The 22,580-nt window shown below is 72.3% G+C and carries 20 protein-coding genes and 1 pseudogene; 11 read left to right on the plus strand and 10 right to left on the minus strand.

From position 1 onward, the window contains the following. Window positions 1-134 precede the first annotated feature (134 nt). Genes ACZ56V_RS09945 through ACZ56V_RS09955 form a run of 3 tightly spaced genes read right to left on the minus strand, consistent with a single transcriptional unit; the run spans window position 135 to window position 2,567 of the window. Complete coding sequence (locus tag ACZ56V_RS09945; protein WP_467379155.1) at window positions 135-668, minus strand: nucleotide triphosphate diphosphatase NUDT15; 534 nt, start codon at window positions 666-668, stop codon at window positions 135-137. Between the two features lie 4 nt (window positions 669-672). Next, window positions 673-1,734, minus strand: coding sequence for a serine hydrolase domain-containing protein (locus ACZ56V_RS09950; RefSeq protein ID WP_468940791.1), 1,062 nt, complete (start codon window positions 1,732-1,734; stop codon window positions 673-675). Further along, window positions 1,731-2,567: an IclR family transcriptional regulator gene (locus ACZ56V_RS09955; protein ID WP_398909812.1), complete on the minus strand. Its 837-nt coding sequence runs from the start codon at window positions 2,565-2,567 to the stop codon at window positions 1,731-1,733. Before ACZ56V_RS09955 ends, ACZ56V_RS09950 begins: the two co-directional genes overlap by 4 nt. A 54-nt stretch (window positions 2,568-2,621) precedes the next feature. Here ACZ56V_RS09955 and ACZ56V_RS09960 point away from each other — a divergent pair, with 54 nt between their 5' ends. From ACZ56V_RS09960 to ACZ56V_RS09980, 5 genes are read left to right on the plus strand one after another with little or no spacing between them, the layout of a single operon-like run. Beyond that, entirely contained in the window at window positions 2,622-4,199 is a 1,578-nt protein-coding gene (locus ACZ56V_RS09960; RefSeq protein ID WP_468940795.1) for an ABC transporter substrate-binding protein, read from the plus strand. Continuing rightward, entirely contained in the window at window positions 4,196-5,188 is a 993-nt protein-coding gene (locus ACZ56V_RS09965) for an ABC transporter permease (protein WP_468940797.1), read from the plus strand. Before ACZ56V_RS09960 ends, ACZ56V_RS09965 begins: the two co-directional genes overlap by 4 nt. Beyond that, on the plus strand, window positions 5,185-6,099 hold the full coding sequence (locus tag ACZ56V_RS09970; RefSeq protein WP_468940800.1) for an ABC transporter permease: 915 nt from the start codon (window positions 5,185-5,187) through the stop codon (window positions 6,097-6,099). The genes ACZ56V_RS09965 and ACZ56V_RS09970 overlap by 4 nt, the downstream gene beginning before the upstream one ends. After that, window positions 6,096-6,962, plus strand: a complete 867-nt coding sequence (locus ACZ56V_RS09975) for an ATP-binding cassette domain-containing protein (RefSeq protein ID WP_468940803.1) — start codon at window positions 6,096-6,098, stop codon at window positions 6,960-6,962. Before ACZ56V_RS09970 ends, ACZ56V_RS09975 begins: the two co-directional genes overlap by 4 nt. Continuing rightward, on the plus strand, window positions 6,959-7,864 hold the full coding sequence (locus tag ACZ56V_RS09980) for an ATP-binding cassette domain-containing protein (RefSeq protein ID WP_467379160.1): 906 nt from the start codon (window positions 6,959-6,961) through the stop codon (window positions 7,862-7,864). Before ACZ56V_RS09975 ends, ACZ56V_RS09980 begins: the two co-directional genes overlap by 4 nt. 11 nt (window positions 7,865-7,875) lie before the next feature. Here the strand turns inward: ACZ56V_RS09980 and ACZ56V_RS09985 are convergent, their stop codons facing one another. Then, complete coding sequence (locus tag ACZ56V_RS09985) at window positions 7,876-8,832, minus strand: ROK family protein (RefSeq protein WP_468940806.1); 957 nt, start codon at window positions 8,830-8,832, stop codon at window positions 7,876-7,878. Window positions 8,833-8,873: 41 nt separating this feature from the next. On the opposite strand from ACZ56V_RS09985, the gene ACZ56V_RS09990 reads away from it, so the two are divergent. The 4 genes from ACZ56V_RS09990 to ACZ56V_RS10005 all read left to right on the plus strand — a co-directional run bounded on the left by ACZ56V_RS09990 (window position 8,874) and on the right by ACZ56V_RS10005 (window position 14,237). After that, the gene (locus tag ACZ56V_RS09990) at window positions 8,874-9,665 is read left to right on the plus strand and encodes a creatininase family protein (RefSeq protein ID WP_398909798.1); all 792 of its coding nucleotides are present in this window, start codon (window positions 8,874-8,876) and stop codon (window positions 9,663-9,665) included. Between the two features lie 23 nt (window positions 9,666-9,688). After that, window positions 9,689-10,816, plus strand: a complete 1,128-nt coding sequence (locus tag ACZ56V_RS09995; protein ID WP_468940810.1) for a mandelate racemase/muconate lactonizing enzyme family protein — start codon at window positions 9,689-9,691, stop codon at window positions 10,814-10,816. Next, window positions 10,813-11,220, plus strand: coding sequence for a RidA family protein (locus ACZ56V_RS10000; RefSeq protein ID WP_398909797.1), 408 nt, complete (start codon window positions 10,813-10,815; stop codon window positions 11,218-11,220). The genes ACZ56V_RS09995 and ACZ56V_RS10000 overlap by 4 nt, the downstream gene beginning before the upstream one ends. Window positions 11,221-11,312: 92 nt before the next feature. After that, window positions 11,313-14,237: an FAD-binding and (Fe-S)-binding domain-containing protein gene (locus ACZ56V_RS10005; RefSeq protein ID WP_398909795.1), complete on the plus strand. Its 2,925-nt coding sequence runs from the start codon at window positions 11,313-11,315 to the stop codon at window positions 14,235-14,237. Between the two features lie 6 nt (window positions 14,238-14,243). Here the strand turns inward: ACZ56V_RS10005 and ACZ56V_RS10010 are convergent, their stop codons facing one another. From ACZ56V_RS10010 to ACZ56V_RS10020, 3 genes are all read right to left on the minus strand, one after another. Next, complete coding sequence (locus tag ACZ56V_RS10010) at window positions 14,244-15,101, minus strand: glycerophosphodiester phosphodiesterase (protein WP_467379162.1); 858 nt, start codon at window positions 15,099-15,101, stop codon at window positions 14,244-14,246. Then, a complete protein-coding gene (locus ACZ56V_RS10015; RefSeq protein WP_468940814.1) occupies window positions 15,098-17,347 on the minus strand; it encodes an alpha-N-acetylglucosaminidase in 2,250 nt (749 codons plus the stop codon). Before ACZ56V_RS10015 ends, ACZ56V_RS10010 begins: the two co-directional genes overlap by 4 nt. A gap of 142 nt (window positions 17,348-17,489) precedes the next feature. Continuing rightward, window positions 17,490-17,834, minus strand: a complete 345-nt coding sequence (locus tag ACZ56V_RS10020) for an STAS domain-containing protein (RefSeq protein WP_398909791.1) — start codon at window positions 17,832-17,834, stop codon at window positions 17,490-17,492. A gap of 227 nt (window positions 17,835-18,061) precedes the next feature. Here ACZ56V_RS10020 and ACZ56V_RS10025 point away from each other — a divergent pair, with 227 nt between their 5' ends. Further along, on the plus strand, window positions 18,062-18,208 hold the full coding sequence (locus ACZ56V_RS10025; protein WP_087811417.1) for a hypothetical protein: 147 nt from the start codon (window positions 18,062-18,064) through the stop codon (window positions 18,206-18,208). 103 nt (window positions 18,209-18,311) lie between these two features. On the opposite strand, the pseudogene ACZ56V_RS10030 reads toward ACZ56V_RS10025, so the two are convergent. Beyond that, window positions 18,312-19,166 (minus strand): annotated as a pseudogene (locus ACZ56V_RS10030) (glycoside hydrolase family 16 protein); the annotation flags it as partial. Window positions 19,167-19,265: 99 nt separating this feature from the next. Then, window positions 19,266-20,459 (minus strand): glycoside hydrolase family 64 protein, encoded by a 1,194-nt coding sequence (locus ACZ56V_RS10035; RefSeq protein WP_468940819.1) that lies wholly within the window; start codon window positions 20,457-20,459, stop codon window positions 19,266-19,268. A 253-nt stretch (window positions 20,460-20,712) separates the two neighbouring features. On the opposite strand from ACZ56V_RS10035, the gene ACZ56V_RS10040 reads away from it, so the two are divergent. Next, window positions 20,713-21,822 carry a glycoside hydrolase family 43 protein gene (locus ACZ56V_RS10040; RefSeq protein ID WP_468940821.1) on the plus strand — a complete coding sequence of 370 codons (1,110 nt, stop codon included), beginning with the start codon at window positions 20,713-20,715 and terminating at the stop codon, window positions 21,820-21,822. A 31-nt stretch (window positions 21,823-21,853) separates the two neighbouring features. On the opposite strand, the gene ACZ56V_RS10045 is transcribed toward ACZ56V_RS10040, so the two are convergent. Continuing rightward, window positions 21,854-22,324, minus strand: a complete 471-nt coding sequence (locus ACZ56V_RS10045) for a hypothetical protein (RefSeq protein WP_398909786.1) — start codon at window positions 22,322-22,324, stop codon at window positions 21,854-21,856. Between the last annotated feature and the right edge of the window lie 256 nt (window positions 22,325-22,580).

A 22,580-nucleotide genomic window follows, 5' to 3' on the forward strand; every position in this document is an offset into this window, starting at 1 on the left:
GTGTGGGGGAATTGGTCCGTACCGATTCTGAGAGCGCTCTCAGCGTTGCGCCGGGGTGCGTTCATGTCAATGCGCGCGGCAGCGGAAGTACGCGGGCCGGAACGCGATGCCGCTTCCGGCCTCCACGGCAGGGCCTACCGCGACGCGGCGCACCCGTCCCGGCTCGTGCTGCCGTCGACGACGGGCCCGGCCACCGCGTAGTGCCGGACTCCTGCCGCACCTCGCGGCTCCGCCGCGGGCCACAGGCAGTCCAAAACGGAGGCGGACGGCGGGAAAAGGGCGGAGGGGACCGACGCGCGGGCGAACCACTCCCAGCGCTCGATCTTGTCGGGCTCGGTGACCCGGGGCGTACCGGCGGTCCGCTCGGTGACGGCCGCCGCCGTCACGCGGGTCAGCCCGCCCACGCCGTCGACGAGCACGGCCAGCACCCGCACGTCCCCGGGGGCCGCCACGAGCCCGGTCTCCTCCGCCAACTCCCGGGCGGCGGCCGTCTCGAAGTCCTCGCCCGCGTCGACCTTGCCGCCGGGCAGCTCCCAGCGTCCGTCGTGGCCGAGCCCGAGCAGGACCCGGCCGGCGGGATCGAGGACGGCGAGGCCGACGCCGGTGAGGCTCTGGGCGGCGGGGCGGCTGCGTTCGGGGCGCTCGGCGCGCGGCGCGGAAGGGTTCACCGGCTCATTCCACACCGTGCTGGGCCTCGGCGGCCACCGGGGGCGTCCGGGCGGCGGCGTCGTGGAACGCGCGGCGCAGGGCGACGATCCCGTCACCCGCCCTCGTCGGGTGCACCCGGTTGGTGAGCAGCACGGCGTAGCGCCGCGTGGCCGGGTCGACCCAGAGGCTGGTGCCGGTGAAGCCCGTGTGGCCGTACGCGTCCGGGCCGAACACCTCCCCGGCGGGGGAGCCGACCGGATCGCGGCCCTGCCAGGCGAGAGCGCGCCGCAGCGCCAGGTGGTCCGTGTGGGGGGCCGTCATCAGGGCGAAGGTGTCGGGCCGCAGCAGGCGCCGGCCGCCGGCGGCGAGGGCGGCGCCGAGCCGTTCCATGTCCGCCAGTGTGGAGAACAGGCCCGCGTGGCCGCCGACTCCGCCGAGGACCACCGCGTTCTCGTCGTGGACCTCGCCCACGACGGGGTGGCGGCGCCAGGGACAGTCCTCGGTGGCCACCGCCCGCGCCCGGCGTCCGGCGTCCGGGCGGAAGACGGTGTCCCGCAGAACGAGCGGCGCGCACACCAGCCGCTCCACCAGCAGGTCCAGCGGCTCCCCGGCCGCCGCCTCGGCGATCAGGCCGAGGACGATGAACCCCTGCGAGGAGTACTGCACGCGGGTGCCCGGCTTCGCGGTCAGCGGCAGCAGGCGCACCGCCTCAAGCAGCGCCGCACGGGTGGGATGGTCGCGGTACAGCGGCACCTGTCCCGGTATCCCCGAGGTGTGCGTGAGGAGTTGACGTACGGTCAGCTCCGCCTTGTCGCCGCCCCGGTAGTCCGGGAGGTACGCGCCCACGGTGTCGTCGAGGCCGAGCGCGCCGCGCTCGACGAGCGCCATGACCGCGAGTCCGGCGATCGGCTTGGTCACCGAGGCGAGGTCCCACACGTCGTCGCCGTCCAGCGGAGGTCCGTCCCAGCAGCGGGTGCCGGTCCAGCCCCGGTCCAGTGGTCCGTCCGGGCCTCCGACGGACCAGGCGGCGCCGGAGCAGACGCGCCGTTCCCGTCCCTCGGCGAGCAGTTCTCCCAGGGTGTTCACACCTGCTCACCGCCCCTGGCCGGGTCCACCACGCCGAGCTGGGGCGTGCGCGCGCCGAGCCCGGCGGACACCGTGCGCGCGGCGGCCCGCACCATCGGTCCGAACACCTCCACACTGCCGGGGTCGAGGGTGAAGGTCAGCCCCGCGATGCCGATCGCACCCACCGCCCGGCCCTCCGCGTCCAGCACGGGTGCCGCCACCGACCGCACGTCCGGCTCGTCGTACTCGTCGTCCACGGCGTAACCGCACAGCGCCGCCCGCGCGAGCACCGCCCGCAGCGCGTCCGGGTCGGTGGGCGTGCCCGGCGTGCGCGCCTCCAGGCCCGGTGCCTCCAGGACCGCCGCGGCCTCCTCGGCGGGCAGCGCGGCGAGCATCGCGAGCCCCACGCCGCAGGCGTACAGCGGCGACCGGTGGCCGGGCCGGGTGCCCATCCGGTACTCGCGGGCCGGTTCCGACTGCTCCAGATACACCGCGTCGGACGCGTGGCGCACCGCGTAGAACGCGACGTGGCCGGTGCGCCGGCGCAGGTCGGCGAGGGCGGGCCTGGTCAGTTCCAGGACCCGGCTGTCGCTCAGGGCCGCTGCCGCCAGGCCCAGCAGCCGGGGCCCCGGACGGTAGCTGCCGCCCTCGGCGGGCTCGGCGAAGCCGTACTCCGCCATGGTCCGCAGATGCCGGTGGACGGTGGGCTTGGTCAGTCCTGTGCGGCGCGCGATCTCCCCCAACCGGTGGGGGCCACCGGGCTGGACGAGCGCATCGAGCACCTCCATCGCCTTGTCGACGGGGCCCTTCACGAGTTCCTGGTCGACCGACCGGGTGTTGACCGCTTTCACCATGTCGCTTAGCTTAACCCAACCGCATTCCATCTAACGGAACGGAGGTGTTGTTCAATGGAACGAGTTCTTCAGGGGCGCACGGTGGACCGCAGCCGTCCCAGCCGACGCCACGTCCTGCGCACCGGCGGTCTCCTGCTCGGAGCCCTCAGCGCTCCGGCGCTCCTGAGCGCGTGCGGCACGACCGCCGCCGCGGACCGGGCCGGCAACGTCCTGCGGGTCTCCCAGCCGGGCGACCCGAAGACCCTGGACCCGCAGAAGCAGGGCGACATGGTGTCGATGAACGTCCTGATCAACATGTTCGACACCCTCACCACCCGCGGCCGGGACAACCGGCTGCACCCGAGGCTCGCCCTGAGCTGGAAGGCCACCGACGCACGCACCTGGCGCTTCACGCTCCGCCCCGGGGTGACCTTCCACAGCGGTGAGGTGTGCGACGCGCGGGCCGTCGCCTTCAGCATCGAGCGACTGCTCGACCCCGCCACCAAGTCACCGATCGTCGAGCTGCGCTTCGTCAAGGGCGTCACCGTCGTCGACCGGCTCACCGTCGACCTGCACACCACCGTGCACGACCCCATCCTGCCCGCCAAGCTCTCCCTGTTCGGCGGCGTCGTCGTACCGCCCCGCCACCTCGCCGAGGTGGGCGACGCGGCCTTCGCCGACCACCCCGTCGGCACCGGCCCCTTCACCTTCGAAAGCTGGCAGCGCGACCACGAACTGCGGATGCGCGCCCACGCCGGCCACTGGAACGGACGCCCGGCCGTCGACGGCCTCGTCTTCAGCCCCGCCCCCAACGCCTCGTCGTCCCTGGCCGCCCTGCAGAGCGGCGGCGTGGACCTCGTCGCCGGACTCACCCCGGACGCCGCCCAGCAACTCGACGGCTACGGGGGCGTCACGATCGACGGACACACCGGCATCCGCACCGCCTACCTGTCCCTGAACACCCTGGAACGCGGCCCGCTCCAGGACCGCCGGGTACGCCAGGCGCTCAACCACGCGATCGACGTCCCCCTGCTCATCAAGGCCGTGCTCGGCGGCAAGGCCACCGAGACGCCCGCCCTCGTCCCGCGCGGATCCTTCGGCTTCGACCCCACCGTCAAGCCCTTCACCCGCTCCGTCGACACCGCGCGCCGCCTGCTCGCCGAAGCCGGTCACCCGCACGGCTTCGCCACCACGCTCACCGCCTCCAACGTCGACGCCAACGTCGCCGAGGCCCTCTCCGGTCTCCTCGCCAGGGCCGGGGTGGACGCCCGCGTCAACCTGCTCGATCCCGGCACCTACTCCGCCCGCCTCACCTCCGACAACCGCGGTGCGCTCGGCCCGATCTACCTCGCGGCCAGCACCGTCTGGACGATGGAAGGCGCCAGCATCGTCCAGTCCAACGTGCGCAGCGACCGCCGCCAGAGCCGCTGGCACTCCGCCGAGGCCGACCGCCTCATCGACGCCGAGGAACTCTCCGAGGACCCCGCGGAACGCGAAGCGGCCTTCTCGGACCTGCAACGGCTGATGCGCCGGGAAGCCCCCTTCGTCTTCCTCTACCAGATCGACAACATCTACGCCCGCAACGACCGGCCCCGCTGGACGCCGGGAGCCGCGGGCGTCCTCGCCATGGAGAGCGCGGAGGTGTCCCGATGAGCGCCCTCACCCTCGACAAACCCCCCGCCCCGGCGGACACCCCGACCCACCGCCCGGACCGGGCCGGGCTGCTCCTCGGGGTGGCCAAGCGCCTGGTCACCGCACTGTTCGTGCTGCTGTGCACGGCGACCGTCGCCTTCTTCCTCGTCCGCCTGTCCGGCGACCCCGTGAAGATCCTGCTGCCGCCGGACGCCACGGCCGAACAGGAGCGGGTGCTGCGCCACTCCCTGGGCCTGGACCAGTCCCTGTTCTCCCAGTACCTCGACTACCTCTGGGGACTGCTGCACCTCGACTTCGGCGACTCCCTCGTCTACGGCCAGCCCGTGAGCGAGATCCTCGCCGACCGGCTGCCGGCCACGATCGAACTGGCCGCCGCCGCCCTCGCGGTGACCCTCGTCATCGCGATCCCGGCGGGCATCCTCGCCGCCATGCGCCGCGGCCGGGGCACCGACAACACCGTGATGACCGGTGTCCTGCTCGGCCAGTCCACCCCGCCGTTCTGGGTCGGCATCCTGCTCATCCTCGTCTTCGCCGTCTGGCTGCGCGCCCTGCCCGCCTCCGGCTACGGGACCCTCGCCAACCTGGTCCTGCCCGCCGTCACCCTCGCCGTGTACTCCGTCGCCGTCGTCGCCCGCCTGCTGCGCTCCTCGCTGATCGACGTCCTGTCCTCGGACCACATCCGCAGCGCCCGCGCCAAGGGCTTCGGGCCACTGCAGGTGGTGCTCAGGCACGGACTGCGCAACGCCTCGCTGCCCGTGGTGACCGTCGTCGGCCTGGAGGTCGGCAACCTGCTCGGCGGGGCGATCCTCACCGAACGGGTCTTCTCCTGGCCCGGAGTGGGCCAGCTGACCGTCGAGGCGATCTCCAACCGCGACTTCCCGCTCGTCCAGGCCACCGTGCTGTTCTTCGCCGCCACCTTCGTCGTGGTGAACCTGCTCGTCGACCTCTCCTACAGCTTCCTCGACCCGAGGGTGAGGACGTCCCGATGACCGTCATGTCACCGGCCGCGACCGACGCGGCCCCGCAGCAGAAGCCGTCCGGCGGCTCCGGCTCCGTCGTCCTGCGCGGCCTGCTGCGCAACAAGCTCGCCGCAGTGGCCCTCGCCGTACTCGCCCTGCTGCTCGTCGCAGCCCTGTTCGCGCCCCTGCTCGCCCCCTACGACCCCAGCACCCAGAACCTCCTGCTGCGGCTGCGGCCGCCCGCCTGGCAGGACGGCGGCAGCGGTGCCCACCTCCTCGGCACCGACCAGCTCGGCCGCGACATGCTCTCCCGCGTCGTCTACGGCACCCGGGTCTCCCTGCTCGTCGGCGCCGGCGCCGCGCTGCTCGCCGGCGTCGTCGGCACCGCCGTGGGCCTCGCCTCCGGCTACTTCGGCGGCTGGGCCGACCGCACCCTGATGCGGCTCGCCGACGTCCAACTCGCCTTCCCCTCGCTGCTGCTGGCCCTCGCCGTCGTCGGTTTCCTCGGCTCCGGGCTGTGGGTCGTGATCGTGGTGCTCGGCTTCACCGGCTGGGTCTCCTACGCCCGCGTCGTGCGCTCCGAGGTGATGTCGCTGCGCACCCGCGACTTCGTCACCGAGGCCCGCGCGATCGGCGTCACCGACGTCACCATCATGCGCCGCCACCTGCTGCCCAACGTGATGGCACCCCTGGCCACCATCGGCACCCTGCACGTCGCCGCCGCCATCGTCGCCGAGGCGTCCCTCAGCTACCTCGGCCTCGGCGTCCCCAAGGAGACGGTCACCTGGGGCGGCATGCTCTCCGACGGCCAGCTCTACCTGGGCACCTCCTGGTGGGTCGCCGTCTTCCCCGGCATCGCGCTGATGCTGACCTCCCTCGCCATCAACATCACCGGCGACGCCCTGCGCGACGTCGCGGACCCGAAGGCCTACCGCCGATGAGCAACGACCGAGCGACAACCGGACCCGGCCGACCCACGGGCGCCACGTCCCGGCGGCCCGCCGACCAGCGGCCGCTCCTCGAGATCGACGGCCTCCGCGTCGACTTCCGCCTGGAGGACTCCGTCGTCCACGCCGTCCAGGACGTCTCCCTGCACGTCCGGGCCGGCGAGACCCTCGCCGTGGTGGGGGAGTCCGGCAGCGGCAAGAGCGCCACCGCGCTCTCCGTGCTGCGCCTCAACCCGAGCCCGCCGTGCGTCTACCCGAGCGGCCAGATCCGCTTCGACGGACGCGACCTGCTGCGCCTGTCCGAGAAGGAGCTCGGCCGGGTCCGGGGCCGCGACATCGCCATGGTCTTCCAGGACCCGATGACCTGCCTCGACCCGCTCCAGCGCGTCGGCGCCCAGGTCGCCGAGGTGCTCAGGCACCACACCGGCATGTCCCGCGCCGAGGCCAAGGAGGCCGCGCTGGCGGCCCTCGACGAGGTCGGCATCCCCGACCCGGCCCTGCGCTACCGCCAGTACCCGCACGAACTCTCCGGCGGCCTGCGCCAGCGCGTGATGATCGCCACCGCGCTGGTGGCCCGGCCCCGCCTGCTCATCGCCGACGAGCCGACCACCGCCCTGGACGTCACCGTGCAGCGCCAGATCCTCGACCTCCTGGTCACCCTGCAGCACAAGCACGACATGGCCGTCGTACTGATCACCCACGACCTCGCGGTCGTCGCGGAGACCGCCGACCGCGTCGTGGTCATGAACCGGGGCAAGGTCGTCGAGACCGGTGACGTCCTCGACGTGTTCGACCGTCCGGCCGACGCCTACACCCGCAAGCTGCTGGCGGCCACCCCCCGACTGGAGGCGGCATGAGCACCGACCCGACCGAGACCGCCGGCACCACCGGGCCCGGCCCCACGACCGGCCGCCCGCTCCTCGAACTGTCCGGCCTGCGCAAAGAGTTCGGCGGCAGGCGCCCGAACGTCGCCGTCGACGACGTGTCGCTCGAAGTCCACGAGGGCGAGACCCTGGCCCTGGTCGGCGAGTCCGGCTGCGGCAAGACCACCCTCACCCGGCTGCTCCTCGGACTCCTCGAACCCACGGCCGGAAGCGTCCGCTTCGACGGGCGGGACCTCGCCGCCCTCACCGCGTCCGAACTGCGCGGCGTGCGACGGCAGCTGCAGGTCGTCCTCCAGGACCCCTACTCCAGCATGAACCCGCGCATGCGCATCACCGACATCGTCGCCGAACCACTGGTCACCCACGACCCCGAGGCACGCGGACGGCGCGCACGGGCCCGCAACAGGGAACGGGTCGGACATCTCCTGGAGGCCGTCGGCCTGGACGCCGGCATCCAGGACCGCTATCCGCACGAGTTCTCCGGCGGCCAGCGCCAGCGCGTCTCGATCGCGCGGGCCCTGGCACTCCACCCCCGGCTGCTGGTGCTGGACGAGCCGACCAGCGCCCTGGACGTCTCCGTGCAGGCGACCGTCCTCGATCTCCTGGCGGACCTGCAACAGCGGCTGGGCCTCACCTACGTCTTCGTCTCGCACAACCTCGCCGTGGTGGCCCAGGTGGCCGACCGGGTGGCGGTGATGAGCCGCGGCAGCCTGGTCGAGGTCGGTGAGGCGGCGGCGGTCCTGCGCACCCCGCGGCACCCCTACACGCGGCAGCTGCTCGACGCCGTACCGGTCCTCGACCCGCGCCGGGGCCGCCGGGCCGCGGCACGCGCGTGCGCCCGGACGGCCGAACCGACGGACGAAGCGAGCCGATGAACCGCACCACGCTAGAGGTGCGACAGCACCAGACCCGCCCCGCCCAGAAGCGCCACGTCGTCGACCGCGGCGGTGCCGACCAGCACCCGCGGCTGCTCGGCCCCCGCGAAGGCGACCGCGTCCCGCAGCCGTTCCTCCACCACGGTGCGGAAGCGCTCGCCGCCCTCACGCGCCTCGCCGTGCAGGATGAACAGGCCCGGTGCGAAGAGCTGCTGCACGTTCACCAGCCCCAGGGCCAGGTTGTGCGCGTACTCCTCCACCACCTGCCCGGCCGTGTCCCCGCCCCGCACCAGCTCGGCCAGCGACACCGACTCCCCGAGCCCCGCGGCGCGGGCCCTGGCCCGCAGCCAGCCGGTGGTGGCCAGGGTCTTCCAGCAGCCCCGGTTCCCGCAGGTGCAGCGCTCGCCGCTGGCCGACACCGTCATGTGCGCGCCGCTGCGTCCGCCGGGCGGCGCCATCACCTCACCGTCGTAGAGGACACCCACCCCGAGCACCTCGCCGGTCGAGACCGAGGCGAAGGTGCGCCGCCCGCGGCCCGCGCCGAACCAGCGGTCGCCGAGCACCTGGAGCCGCGCCCGGTGCTCCAGGTGCACCCCGGCCCCGGTGAGGGTGCCCAGCCGCTCCGTCACCGGATAGCCGTGCAGCGCCGGCACGTCGTTGACCTCGAGGATCAGCCCCGTGAGGGGGTCCACCAGGCCCGCGGCGGCCACCCCGATCCCCTGGACCTCCTGGGCCGCGAAGACACCGGCCACCCCGGCCAGTGCCCCGTCGATGTCGGCGGGAGTCGCGGTGGCCGCGTCGTACGACGCCTCGGCGCGGTCGAGCACCCGCCCGGCCATGGACAGCACGGCGGCCCTGACCCGGCCGGGCACCAGCTCGACGGCCCCCAGCCGCCGCGGTGCCGCGGGAGCGGCCGGTTGCTCCGCGGCATCCGGGACCAGTCGCAACGGAGAACTTTTGTGGACCATGCGCCGACTCTGCCATGGCCCCGTTTCGGAGAGGTAGCACCGTGAGCCAATCGAGACTGACCGAACTGACCTGGCGGGAGGTGCGCCGGGCCGGCGAGCGGGGCATCGCCCTGCTGCCCATCGGCTCGCAGGAGCAGCACGCCGGGCACCTGCCGATGGGCACCGACACCCTCCTGGCCGAGGAGGTCGTGGACCGGGCGCTGGATCTCCTCGACCGCGAGGCCGCCGCGTCCTCGGCGCCCTCCGCGCCCTCGACTCCCGAGATCGTACGGCTGCCCGCGCTGCCCTTCGGGCACAGTCCGCACCACCTGTTCGCGGCGGCCGTCTCGCTCTCCGCGGCGACCCTCGGCGCCGTACTGGACGACATCCTCGACTCGCTCGTGACCAGCGGGTACCGACGCGTCATGGTCGTCAACGGCCACGGCGGCAACGACGAGATCATGCGGCTCGCCGTGAAGCGGTTCGCGCTGCGCGCCCGGGTCACGGTCGCCGCCTGCTCGTACTGGACCCTCACCGCGGGCGAGGACGAGGCGGGACGGCCCGACGTCACCCCGGGGCACGCCGGATGGTTCGAGACGTCCCTCATGCTGGCGGCCCACCCGGAACTGGTGCGCACCCCCGTGCCCGCCCGCACCCCCGTCGAACCGCCTCCGCTGTTCGACCACCCGCCCCACCCCGGCCTGACCGTCGAGCGGCACGGCGAGTGGGAGCGGGTCGACGGCTCCACCGACGACGCCTCCGGCGCCGACGCCGACCGGGGCCGCCGCCTCCTGGACGACCGGGCCCGGGGACTGGCCCGCGCGATCCGGGCCTTCGACGCGGCGAGCCGGTGACCCCGATGATGCGAGGAGAAGAAATGCAGATCACCGACGTCGACGTGTGGGTCGTCAACCTCCCACTCGTCAACCCCTTCACCAGTTCCTTCGAGACCAAGACCGGGGAGACCCGCACCGTCGTGCGCGTGCGCACCGACGCGGGCGTCGAGGGCTGGGGCGAGACGATGTGGGGCGCGCCGGTCGCCGCGATCGTCCGCCGGATGGTCCCGGACCTGATCGGCACCAGTCCGTTCGCGCTGGAGGGCTTCCACCGCAAGCAGCACATGGTGCCGTTCTTCCACGGCTACCTCGGCTACGCGGCGATCGCCGCCGTCGACGTCGCCTGCTGGGACGCGATGGGCAAGGCCACCGGCCAGTCCGTCACCGACCTGCTGGGCGGCGCCGTCCGCGACGAGATCCCGATCACCGCGCTGATCACCCGCGCCGACGCGCGGGGCGCGACCCCGGCGGACTTGCCCAAGGCCATGGCCGAGCACGCGGTGCGCGTCGTCGAGGAGGGCGGGTTCGACGCCGTCAAGCTCAAGGGCACCAGGGACTGCGCGGGCGACGTCGCCGTCCTGCGCGCGGTCCGCGAGGCGCTGCCCGGCGTGAACCTGCGCGTCGACCCCAACGCGGCCTGGTCCGTCCCCGACTCGGTCCGCGCCGGCATCGCCCTGGAGGAACTGGACCTGGAGTACCTGGAGGACCCCTGCGTCGGCATCGAGGGGATGTCCCAGGTGAAGGCCAAGGTACGCATCCCGCTGTGCACCAACATGTGCGTGGTCCGCTTCGAGGACTTCGCCCCGGCCATGCGGCTGAACGCGGTCGACGTCATCCACGGCGACGTCTACAAGTGGGGCGGCATCGCCGCGACCAAGGCGCTCGCCGCGCACTGCGAGACCTTCGGCCTGGGCATGAACCTGCACAGCGGCGGCGAACTCGGCATCGCCACCGCCGCGCACCTGGCCGTCGTGTCGAGCACCCCCGTCCTCTCACGGGCCATCGACAGCATGTACTACCTGCACGCGGACGACATCATCGAGCCGCTGCACCTGGAGAACGGCCGGCTGCGCGTGCCGCCGGGACCGGGGCTCGGCGTGAGCGTGGACGAGGACAAGCTCCGCCACTACGCGGGCGTCAACGAGCGGGACGGTGACCTGACCGGATGAGCGAGCCGACCGGCAAGCGAGCCGTGCACACGCCCGACGCCCCCCGTCCCGCGGGCGCCTACTCCCAGGGAGTGGTGGCGGGCGGGTTCCTCTTCACGGCCGGATTCGGGCCGCAGGACCCCGCCACCGGCGCCGTACCGGAGGGCGTCGCGGCACAGACCGCGCAGGTGCTGCGCAACGTGGAGGCGGTCCTCGCCGCGCGGGGCCTGTCCTCGCGGGACGTCGTGAAGGTCACGGCGCACCTGCAACACCTCCGGCGGGACTTCGCCGCGTACGACGCGGCCTACCGCGCGTTCTTCGAGGAACCCTGCCCGGTGCGCACCACGGTCGGGTCCGACCTGATGGACATCCTCGTCGAGATCGACGTGGTCGCCCTCCTGCCCGGCCCGGACCTGCCCGGGTGAACCGTTCGTGCTCGTCGGCCCGGCCTGGGCCGGCGAGCCCGGCAGCCGTACGCTGATCAGCACCGATCGAGACCGTGTGGGAGTCGAACGTCATGCCCCTGCTGGAGCCCAAGCCGGAAAGCCTCCGCCCCGGCACGGCACGCGCCGCGTCCGCCGACCGGGTGCCCGACGCCGCAGCCGCGGGCACTCCCGAACCCCTGCGCGCCGGACTGACCGCGCTGCTGGGCCCGGACAAGGTCCTGTGGAAGATCTCCGACCTCGTGAAGTACGCCTCCGACGCCAGCCCCTACCGGTTCGTGCCGCAGGCCGTCGTACTCCCCGAGACCGTCGACGACGTGGCCGCGGTGCTGGCGTACGCGCGCGACCACGGCCGCCAGGTCGTCTTCCGCGCCGCCGGGACCAGCCTGAACGGCCAGGCCCAGGGTGAGGACATCCTCGTCGACGTACGCCGCCACTTCACCGGCATCGAGGTCCTGGACGACGGCGCGCGGGCCCGCATCCGCCCCGGCACCACGGTGATGCGGGCCAACGCGACCCTCGCCCGGTACGGCAGGATCCTGGGGCCCGACCCGGCCAGCGCCATCGCCTGCACCGTCGGCGGGGTCGTCGCCAACAACGCCTCCGGCATGACCGCGGGCACCACCCGCAACTCGTACCGCACGCTGGCCTCACTGACCTTCGCGCTGCCGAGCGGCACCGTCGTCGACACGGCCGACCCGCACGCGGACGAGACGCTGGCACGGACCGAGCCGGAGCTGTGCGCGGGGCTGCTCGCGCTCAAGGCGGAGATCGAGGCGGACGAGGACCTCACCGCCCGCATCCGGGCCAAGTACGAGATCAAGAACACCAACGGCTACCGGCTGGACGCCTTCCTCGACGGCACCACACCCGTCCAGATCCTGCGCGGGCTCATGGTCGGCTCCGAGGGCACCTTCGGGTTCATCTCCGACGTCGTCTTCGACACCCTGCCGCTGGACCGCGAGGTCTCCAGCGGGCTGCTCTTCTTCCCCTCGCTGACCGCCGCCGCGGCGGCCGTCCCCCTGTTCAACGAGGCCGGGGCGATCGCCGTCGAGCTGATGGACGGCAACACGCTGCGCGCCTCGGTGAGCGTGCGGGGCGTACCGGCCGACTGGGCGGGTCTGCCACGGGAGACGGCGGCGCTGCTGGTGGAGTTCCGGGCACCCGACGAGGCGGCGCAGGCGGCCTTCGAGCGGGCGGCGGCCGCGGTCGTCGAACGGCTGGAACTGGTCGCGCCGGTTGCCTCGGTGACCAACGAGTTCACCCGCGACGCCAAGGCGATCTCCGGCTACTGGAAGGCCCGCAAGGCCTTCGTCACCGCGGTCGGCGGCTCCCGCCCGGCGGGCACCACTCTGATCACGGAGGACTTCGCGGTCCCGCCCTCCCGGCTGGCCGACGCCTGCGAGGAGCTGCTCGGACTCCAGGCGGAGCACGGCTTCGACGCCGCGGTCGCCGGTCACGCCGCCCACGGCAACCTGCACTTCCTGCTCGCCTTCGACGCGTCGAAGCCCTCCGACGTCGACCGGTACGCCGCGTTCATGGACGACTTCTGCCGGATGACCGTGGAGCGTTTCGACGGGTCGCTGAAGGCGGAGCACGCCACCGGACGCAACATCGCACCGTTCCTGGAGCTGGAATGGGGCCCCCGGGCCACCGAGTTGATGTGGCGCCTCAAGCGGCTGATCGACCCCCAGGGCGTCCTGGCGCCCCGGGTCGTCCTCGACCGCGACCCGATGGCCCATCTGCGCGGGCTGAAGACCATCCCCGGGATCGAGCCGCTCGCCGACCCCTGCATCGAGTGCGGCTTCTGCGAACCCACCTGCCCCAGCCACGACCTGACGACCACCCCGCGCCAACGCATCGTGCTGCGCAGGGAGATGCTGCGGCAGCCGGACGGATCACCCGTGGAGGAACAACTCCTCGCCTCCTACGGCTACGACGCCGTCGACACCTGCGCGGGCGACTCCACCTGCGCGATCGCCTGTCCGGTCGGCATCGACACCGGCGCCATGATGAAGGACTTCCGCCACCGGCGGCACTCGCCGCGCGAGGAGCGGATCGCCGCCCTCACCGCGAAGCGCTTCAAAGCGGTGGAGGCGTCGGCACGCCTCGCGGTCGGCGCGGCGGACCGGATCAGCGACCGGCTGCTGGAGGCCGCGACCGGCCTCGCCCGCAAGGCCGTACGCCCCGATCTGCTGCCCGAGTGGCTGCCGGAGATCCCGGGCGCCGCCGCCCGCACCGCGCCGCCCACCACCCGCGCGGGAGCGAGCGCCGTCTACTACCCGGCCTGCGTCAACCGGATCTTCGCCGGGCCCGAGGGCGACGGCACCCCCTCGCTCCAGCAGGCCGTGGTCGACGTCTCGGCCCGCGCCGGCCGGCCGGTGTGGATCCCCGACGACGTCGCGGGCACCTGCTGCTCCACGATCTGGCACTCCAAGGGCTACGCGGACGGCAACACCGTGATGGCCAACCGCGTCGTCGAGGCCGCCTGGGCCTGGACCGACGGTGGCAGGATCCCCCTCGTCGTCGACGCCTCGTCCTGCACCCTCGGCATCCGGCACGAGGTCGTCCCCCACCTCACCCACGCCAACCGGGAACTGCACGAGCGCCTCGAGGTGATCGACTCCGTCGTCTGGGCCGCCGAGGAACTCCTGCCGCGGCTGACGATCCGCCGGACGACCGGTTCGGCGGTGCTGCACCCGACCTGCTCGATGCAGCACTTGGGCGACGTGGACCAGTTGCGCGCGGTCGCCGACGCGGTCGCCGACGAGGTCGTCGTCCCGGACGACGCCGGATGCTGTGCCTTCGCCGGCGACCGCGGCATGCTGCACAAGGAACTGACGGCCTCGGCGACGGCCAAGGAGGCCGCCGAGGTGACCTCGCGCCCCTACGACGCCCACCTGTCCGCCAACCGCATGTGCGAGATCGGCATGGACCGCGCGACCGGCCGTGCGTACTACTCGGTCCTGATCGAACTGGACCGGGCCACCCGTCCCTGAGCCGGGTCACCCCCGCCGGGTGAGGGTCTGGGGGTAGTCGGTGATGATGCCGTCGACGCCGAGGCCGGCCATTTTGCGGATGGCGCCGGGTTCGTCGACGGTCCAGACGTTGATGTCCATGCCGAGTTGGTGGACGCGGTCGACGAGTGTCTGGTCGGTGACGGTGTGCTGGGGGTTGATCTGGTCGGCCCACTGGCTGAGTTCGGTGAGTTCGGTGTCGGTGGGGCGGTCGGCGTCGAGGATGCCGATGGGGATGTCGGGCTGGGCGGTGTGGAAGGTGCGGGCGTCGTCGGTCTGGAAGGACTGGACGGCGAGCCGGTGGTGGGCGAGGGCGGTGCGGACGTAGCGGGGTTTGGCGTGCAGGGTGTTGGCGAGGTCGGTGGCGACGGTGGTGCCGTACTGGCTGCAGGGGCTGATTTCGGCGAGGAGTCCGGTGCGGGTGTGCTGGATGTGGTGGATGACGTCGTCGAGGGTGATGATCGGTTCGCCTGTGTAGTCGTCGTGGAACCAGGAGCCGGCGTCGAGGCGGCGGAGTTCGTTCCAGGTGAAGTCGGAGACGCGGTAGCGGGGGCGGCCGGGGTAGAGGTCTTCGATGTCGGTGGTGCGTTCCATGGTGCAGTCGTGGAAGTTGACGAGGCGGCCGTCCTTGGTGCGTTGGACGTCGATTTCGACGTAGTCGGCGCGTTGGCGGACGGCGAGGTCGATGGCGGCGGCGGTGTTCTCGGGTGCCATGCCCGAGGAGCCGCGGTGGGCGATGACGTCGGGGCCGGTCGCGGCCTGCGCGGTCGTCGACGTCATCGCCAGTGCCAGACCACTCAGCACGGCCACGACCACACCGGCGGCTCTGCCGTTCACGCGCCTCATCGCGCCCTCCCGGATCCGGCCGGCACCGACGGCACCGCGGCGGACAGGGCGTCGAGCACCTCGGCGGCCGTCGCCACGGGATCGCCCGAGGGCTCGACGGGATAGCGGTCGTGCCGCTGGTTCCAGGCGTTCTCCAGCGCGAACCAGTCGATGGCGGCCGGTGGCCGTCCGGTGACCAGCGCGGTGTCGAGGGAGTCGAGGTACGTCGTCCAGCGCATCGCGTAGAAGTCGGAGACCAGCCCGGACCACTCCCGGTTGGCGTAGTCCCGCAGGCCGCCCGAGTCGCTGCCGGAGCGGTGGCCCCAGGTGGTGAGGATCGAGCGGGCGTCGAACTCGGCGGTGTCGCGCTCCGCCCCCGTACGGCCCCATGACCTGGCGTCCGCCAGCCACGGGCCGAGCAGGAAGCGGGTGTCGGTGGCCAGCAGCCGGTCCAGCAGGACGAGGTCGCCCTTCCACTCCGCCGCCCCCGCACGGAAGCGGGACAGGTCACCGGCGTCGTAGGCGGCCTTGATCTCCGGGAGCAGGGAGCGGCTGCGGTTGGCCAGCGCCTGACGGGCGACGTCGACCAGGTCGAAGCGGTAGGCGTCGGTCGTCCGCAGGGCCGGTGCGACCTTCAGCAGCTCGGCCAGCGCCTCGCGCACCGTGTCCGGGTCGTAGCGCATCGCGCCGGGGCTCCAGCTGGCCGCCGAGGTGGCCGTCAGCCGGGGGCGGGCGGTGAAGAGGCTGTCCTGCGCCTCGCTCCAGGTGCCGGACGGCATGCTGTACGGGCCCGTGCGCAGCAGCTCCCAGGCCCGGGCCGCGTGCGGATCGGGCCCGCCGTAGCGGCGTTCCGCGTACGCGGCGAACCAGGCCGCGTGGTCCACCGGGCCCGTGCGCCAGGCCAGCTCGGTGAACAGCTCGTAGGCGACCGGATTGCCCCCCGTGCCTTCCGGCAGGTAGGCGATACCCGCGAGTGCGCTGCCGGGTTCGGTGCGCCACCGGTCGAAACGCTCGGCCCACACGGCGGTGTTGGCGCCGACGGTGGTGTGACCGCCGAAGTTGGGGATGGTGCCGAACGCGTAGGGCGCACCGTGCCAGGTGGTCTCGCGGTCGAGGCCGTCGTAGCGGTCGGCCAGGCCGTCGACGATCAGCAGCCTGCTCCTGTCGACGGCGTCGATGATCTGTGCCGAGGGGTTCTTCTGCCAGCCGAGCAGGGTCCAGACGGCACCGGGACGCGCGGTCTGCAACGCCTTCATCACGGCCTGGGCGGCCTTGCCGATGGGGACGTCGCCGGGCCGTCCGCCCTCGTGCAGCAGGTCCATCTTGTACATCGTGGAGTCGCCGAACAGCTCACGCTGATGGCGGTAGAACGAGGCGGCGACCCTCGGGAACACGTCGGTGCGCGGGTCCAGCCAGTCGGGCCGCCCGAAGCCGACCCACTCGCCCTGCGGGACGACCGTGCCGCCGGGGTTCCGTTCCGTGAAGCCCGGCGGCACGGTGCCGTAGTAGCCGGGGAGCACGGGGGTCATGCCCAGCTCGCGCAAGCGGTGCGCGATCCTGCGGCCGAGTGCGGCGCGGTCCTCGATCAGCCGCTCGGAGACGGGACCGGCGAAACCGGACATGTTCTGCATCAGCCACCACGGCTGGTGCGCCGGACCCGGGATCCAGGACCTGAGCTCCTGCTTCGAGTACCCGAACTCCTGGAGGGTCTGGTAGTAGACGGCGTCCGCGCCCATCTGCACGAAGACCTCGTTCGCGCCGTGCAGGGCGAGGAGATCGATCTGCTTCTCGTAGGAGGCCCAGTCCCGGTAGGCGCCGGAGTAGCCGTCGTCGGTGTCGTTGAGCGCGAAACGGTGCGGCACCGAGGCCTGCCGGCGGACGGTGCCCTCGGGCGCGGGCAGCGTGCGCGGCAGCTTGGCCGTGCTGCGCCCGGGCCATCCGATGTCCACCTTGGCCGTGTACTTCAGGTACCAGTTGACGCCGCTGAGGATCACCGCGGGACTGGTTCCCCGGACCCGGAGGTGGCCGGCGCGGCCGGAGACGCTGAACCAGTCGCCGGAGGCGGGCCGGCGCGCCGGAATCAGGGTGAACTGCGAGACGTGCCGTGGCAGCAGCCGGGCGAGTGCCGCCCGGGCGGAGTGCGTGGCGAAGGCCGGTCCGGCCGGCGGGGACGCCAGCGCGGGGGTGGGGGAGGGAGTGAGCGTGGTGGTGAGAAGGGCGAGGGCGGCGGCTGCGCAGAGGGCAGCCCAGGGTCTGAGGCTTCTCACGGTCACCTCTGGGGAGTTGTTGACGGGGTGCTGGTGAATATGGGGGCGGGCGAGCAGCCCGTCAAGGGCGCCTCGCCGCGCGCCAGTGGGTCTTCGGACACCACGGACCGTCCTGCGCGAGTGGCCGGAACGCCGCTCGTGGCTAGGAGGTTCGTCGCGCCTGGTACACGGAGTCGTAGATGGGGAACACGTGCCGCAGGCCGGTCAGGGCGAAGAGCTGCTTGGTGCTGGCGTCCGTGATGACCAGCTTCAGTTCGCCGTGCACCGCCTGGACCCGTTTGAGGGCGCCGACCAGCACGCCCAGGCCCATGGAGTCGATGAACGCCACTCCGCGCAGGTCGACGACGAACCGACGGAGACCGTCCGCGAGCCGCTCGATCATGTACTGCTTGATCGTCGGCACGGTGTACACGTCCACCTCTCCGCGGATCTCCACGATGGTCCAGTCCCCGACGACGCTGTGGTTGATCTCGATGGGAGGTTCCATGCGTACCCAACGGCATGCCCTGGGCAGGGGTGGCGCCGCACATTCGTTCTGCATATGCGTGAACGACTGGCCAAAGGATCACCAGAGGTAGTGCCGCCCGTGCCTGGGTGCATGGACGTCGTCCCGGGCGTTCGGGTCCGTCCGCTCCCGCCGTGCGGGTTCCGCCATTCGGGTCCATCCTTGAAGCCGGGCCACGAAGCCCACAGACCGACCCACCGGGAGGTCCTGTGATTCTGCTCGCGCTGCTCCTGCCAGTCGTGATGATGGCCTTCCTCTTCGCCGCGGACGCGCTCGAAGACCTGATCTTCCCGCCCCCGGCGGCCCCGGACGAGGACGCTCCGGCCGGGGACGTCGCCCGGACCACCTCTCCCTGAGCCCCGCGAGGCCACTCGCGGCCGGACGGGAGAACGGGGAGCGGGGCGCCGCCTCGGGGGGGGGGGGGCCCGCTCCGGTTCCGGATTCGGCCCGGGGCCGTCAGCCGTCGCTCGTGGTCACCTTCACCTCGTCGACCACCAGCTGCTGCGGGAAGGTGGTCGAACCGTCGGGGTCGCCCGGCCAGTAGCCGCCGACCGCGAGGTTCAGGATGAGGAAGAACGGCTTGTCGAAGACCCAGTCCTTGCCGCCCAGGTCGGCCGGCGTACGGGTCTGGTAGACGTTGCCGTCGACCGACCAGGTGATCTTGTCCGGGGCCCAGTCCACCGCGAAGGTGTGGAAGGCGTCCGCGAACGCCTCGCCGTTCGGCAGCGTGTAGGCCGCGCCGATGCCGCCGGAGCCGGAGTAGCCGGGGCCGTGGATGGTGCCGTGCACGGTGGACGGCTCGAAGCCGACGTTCTCCATGACGTCGATCTCGCCCGAGTTGGGCCAGCCGACCTCGCCGATGTCCTGGCCCAGCATCCAGAACGCGGGCCAGATGCCCTGCCCGCGCGGGATCTTCATCCGGGCCTCGACGTGACCGTAGGTCGCCGTGAACTTGCCGGAGGTGTTCAGCCGGGCGGAGGTGTACTCGCACGTGCCGTACCAGCACTGGTAGTTGCCCGGGTTCTCGCGGCGGGCCTCGATCACCAGGTTGCCCTGGCCGTCGAGTTTCGCGTTGTCGGTGCCGGGCGTGTAGTACTGCCGCTCGTGGTTGCTGACGTTGTCACCGGTCTCGAGCTGCCACTTGGCGGTGTCGACGCCGGATCCGGCGGGTCCGTCGAAGGTGTCGGAGAACGTCACCGCCGCGGCGGACTCCGGCCGGTGCTCCGCCTGGGCGGGGGTCACCGCGGCGGCCGCGACGAGGGTGGCGGACAGGGTGGCGAGGAGGCAACCGCGGAGCAGTCGTGGGGAGGCCATGTCTCTCCCTTTCGTGGGCCCGCTCCCACGGGAGGGGAGCGGGCACGGGGGTGGGGGGAAGGTGGTGCGTCGGTTCGGGCGCGGGTGGGGCCGGCCCGGTCAGTCGAAGGACTCCAGCGTGATCGCCGCGTCCTTGGGGTCGCCGTCGTGCACCAGCGACTCGTGGTTGCCGACGTCGTCGAAGGCGAAGGCGTACGCCTGTCCGTCCCGCATCTGCGCGTGGACGAGGCGGGCGTAGTGGTTGGTGACGTCGTCCTGGTAGAAGCCGGAGGCGTCGGCGTCGGGCTGCTCGGCGTTGGTGAGCAGCGTGGAGCGGTTGTACGCGGCGCACAGGGTCCGCGAGATGGGGCCGCGCACCTGGTCGTTGGGGGCGTCGAGCTTGTTGTAGCAGCCGAAGACCGAGTCGGAGTCCGGCTTCTCGAAGGAGGTCACCACCGCGCCGCCGCCGTCGGTGAAGTCCATCCTGTCGCCGTTGACCTTGCCGTAGAACTTCGTGTCCGGCTGCTCCTTGAACGGCGTCACCGTCAGCGTGTCGGTGGCGTACTTGCTCCAGACACGGTCGATGTAGTCGTCCATCACGTCGGCGGGCAGGTCACCGGAGCCGATGCCGTGCCCGGGGGCCAGGACGCGCAGCGGCGAACCGTCGCTCCGCGTCTGGACCAGCCCCTCCCAGCCGCCGCCCTGCTGGGTCAGGCCGTCGGCGACCGCCTTGTACCCGCCGGGCTTCAGCGAACCCGTCTGCTTCGTGGAGCCGTCGCCCGCCGTCAGACCGACGGAGTAGGGCGCCGAGAACATGTCCACCTGGGTGGAGTTGAGCCACAGCCCGGAGTCGTTGAGCGTGTACTCGGTCCAGTTGAACAGCGTGTCGTGGTTGGGGTCGGCGGCGTTCTGGACTGCGGGCTGCACGAGGCCGCCCTCGGCGAGCCGGAAGTCGAGCTTCTTGCCGTACGAGAAATAGACCCGGCCCGAGAACTTCGGAAGCTGAACGGTCTTTGACCCGCCGTTTGCGGGCCCCTCGAACGAGGCGTCGGGGGCGGGGACCGGCGGGGCGCCACCGGTCGGCCAGGCGTGGAAGGCGCCGCTCTCGTCGGCGTACCCCTGCTTCCCGGAAGCGAGTTCGGTGCCGATGACGTAGACGTAGACCTGCTCGGCGTTGCCCGAGTCGTTCTTCAGGGTGAGCGGGATGCTGTCCGGTACCGCCGAAGCCGGTTCGGCCGGCCCGACGACGACGGCGACGGCGCCGATCGACGCCGCGACGGCCAGGGACGCCGTCAGCTTGCGTGGGGAAAGCACACGGTCCTCCTTGGTGTGGGGGGACTTGCAGGGTTGTAGTCCTTCCCTGTCCATGTCAACTAGTTGAACGAGATCAATCGGAAGAAGGCCCTCCAGGTTCGGAAGGTGAAGCGGAGGGAGGCCGGGGCCTCCGGATGCCGTGCGTGCAGGGGGTGTTGCGGTGCGGTCATTGACATGTTCGCCGTCCATTACGATCCTGGATCCGCTGCCTACTTCCATCGATGTACATCGCGGCCCGTGGAAGCGGAGGGACATGCCGACCCTGACCGGAAGCCCACCGAGCGGGACCGGAAAGCCCTCCCGCCGCCTCCGCGGTGCCGTCGCCGCCCTGCTGTCCGGCGTCCTCGTCGCCTTCCTGCTGCTGGTGTCCTCCGCGGGGCCCGCGCGGGCCGACCGGACCGGTCTGCGGGCCGCCGACCCGAGCGTGATCCGGGTCGGCGGGACCTACGTCTCGGTGCAGTCGACCGGGGGCGGCATCGCCGTACGCCAGGCCGCGTCCACGGCCGCGTTGGCGGCGGCGCCCGCCCGGCAGGTCTGGTCGGACACTCGCGACCGGGGCGAGGTGTGGGCCCCCGAGATCGTGCGGGACGGCGGCCGCTACTACATCTACTTCTCGGCCGGCCGCGGAGCGGCCCACCGGATGTACGTGATCAGCTCCGCCGTCGCCGACAGCGGATACACGGCCGAGACGAAGCTGGCCCTGCCGGACGACAAGTGGGCCATCGACGGCACCCTGTTCACCTTCGAGGGGCAGCGGTGGTTCGTCTGGTCGGGCTGGGCCGCAGACACCAACGTCGAACAGAACCTCTACCTCGCGCGGATGAGCAGCCCGACCGCGCCGACCGGCGCGCGGTACGTCATCTCGCAGCCGCGCGAGAGCTGGGAGCGGGTGGTGGGCGACCCGTACATCAACGAGGGCCCCGAGCCGGTCAAGGACCCCAACGGGCAGCTGCACATCGCCTACTCCGCCAACGGCAGCTGGAGCGACCAGTACTGCCTGGCCGACCTGAGGCTGCGGTCCGGCGGCGACCCCACGTACGTGTGGGACTGGTACAAGTCCAACGGCTGCCTCTTCGGGTCCCACCGCGCGACGATGATGACCGGCTGGGACCCCACCCTGTACGTCGACGGGCCGGGCCACCATAGCTTCGTCCTGCTCGACGGCGACATCGCCACCAGCCCGCCCGCCGGCCCCAGGTTCCCGCTGATGTTCCACGCGGTCGCCAAGGGGACGCCGTACGCGTGGGAGAACCGCTACTGGTACACCGGCACCTTCTGCTGGTGGGGCGGGACCACCTACAGCCGGGCCAACGTGCCCGGTCCCACCAGCGACACCGGATGGAGCCTCAAGTTCTTCGAGTAGCGCCGTCGGACCGGCCGGCGGTGCGGTCCGTTCAGGGTGCCAGGGACCAGCGCGGCGCCACACCGGCGAGACGGCAGACGAGGAAGTACAAGGGGATGGGCGCGGTGTAGGGCGAGTCGCCGTCGGGGCCGTGGATCAGGCGCGGACCGGCCGCCCGTGCGTCCGGCCGAGCCCGGGTCCAGGACGGGTCGCCGACGATGTAGTGGGCGCCGGCGGGCCACGCGACTCCGATGTCGGACCCGGAGGGGACGATCCACCACCAGCGCCCCTCGTCGGCGAACACGCAACCCGCACGGGGAAGGCGGGCCAGAATGCGTTCGCCGTGGGACGCGGAGGTACCCACGGCGTCGTGCCCCAGGCCGGCGTGGAGCCCGACGGGAAGGCTGAGCGGAGCCGGTCCCGGGCGGCGCCGCCGGGGTGGGCGGGCGGTACCGGACGAACACGAGCGGTCACGGACGGTGGCCGCGGACGGACGTGGATCACGGGTGTGCTGCAGGTCCATGGGGGGTGGGTCCTTTGGCCGCGACGGACGTCAGGAGAACGTTGTCATGCGAGACCGTCCGGTGGGGGTGGGGGACGGGTCGCCAAGGACGGTCCTGGTCGTCGGTCGAGAAACGCGGGTCGGGAAGGGCAGGGGGCGGTGGGACCACTCTGTCATCCGCCAACAACGGTGCGCAACCGGCAAGTTGAAAATTGCAGCTGCCTGGAGGCATGCTCCTGCGGCGGGACGACGCCCGTGACAGACTGGCGTGTCCGGG

The sequence above is a fragment of the Streptomyces sp. NPDC034099 genome (genome assembly GCF_055575415.1).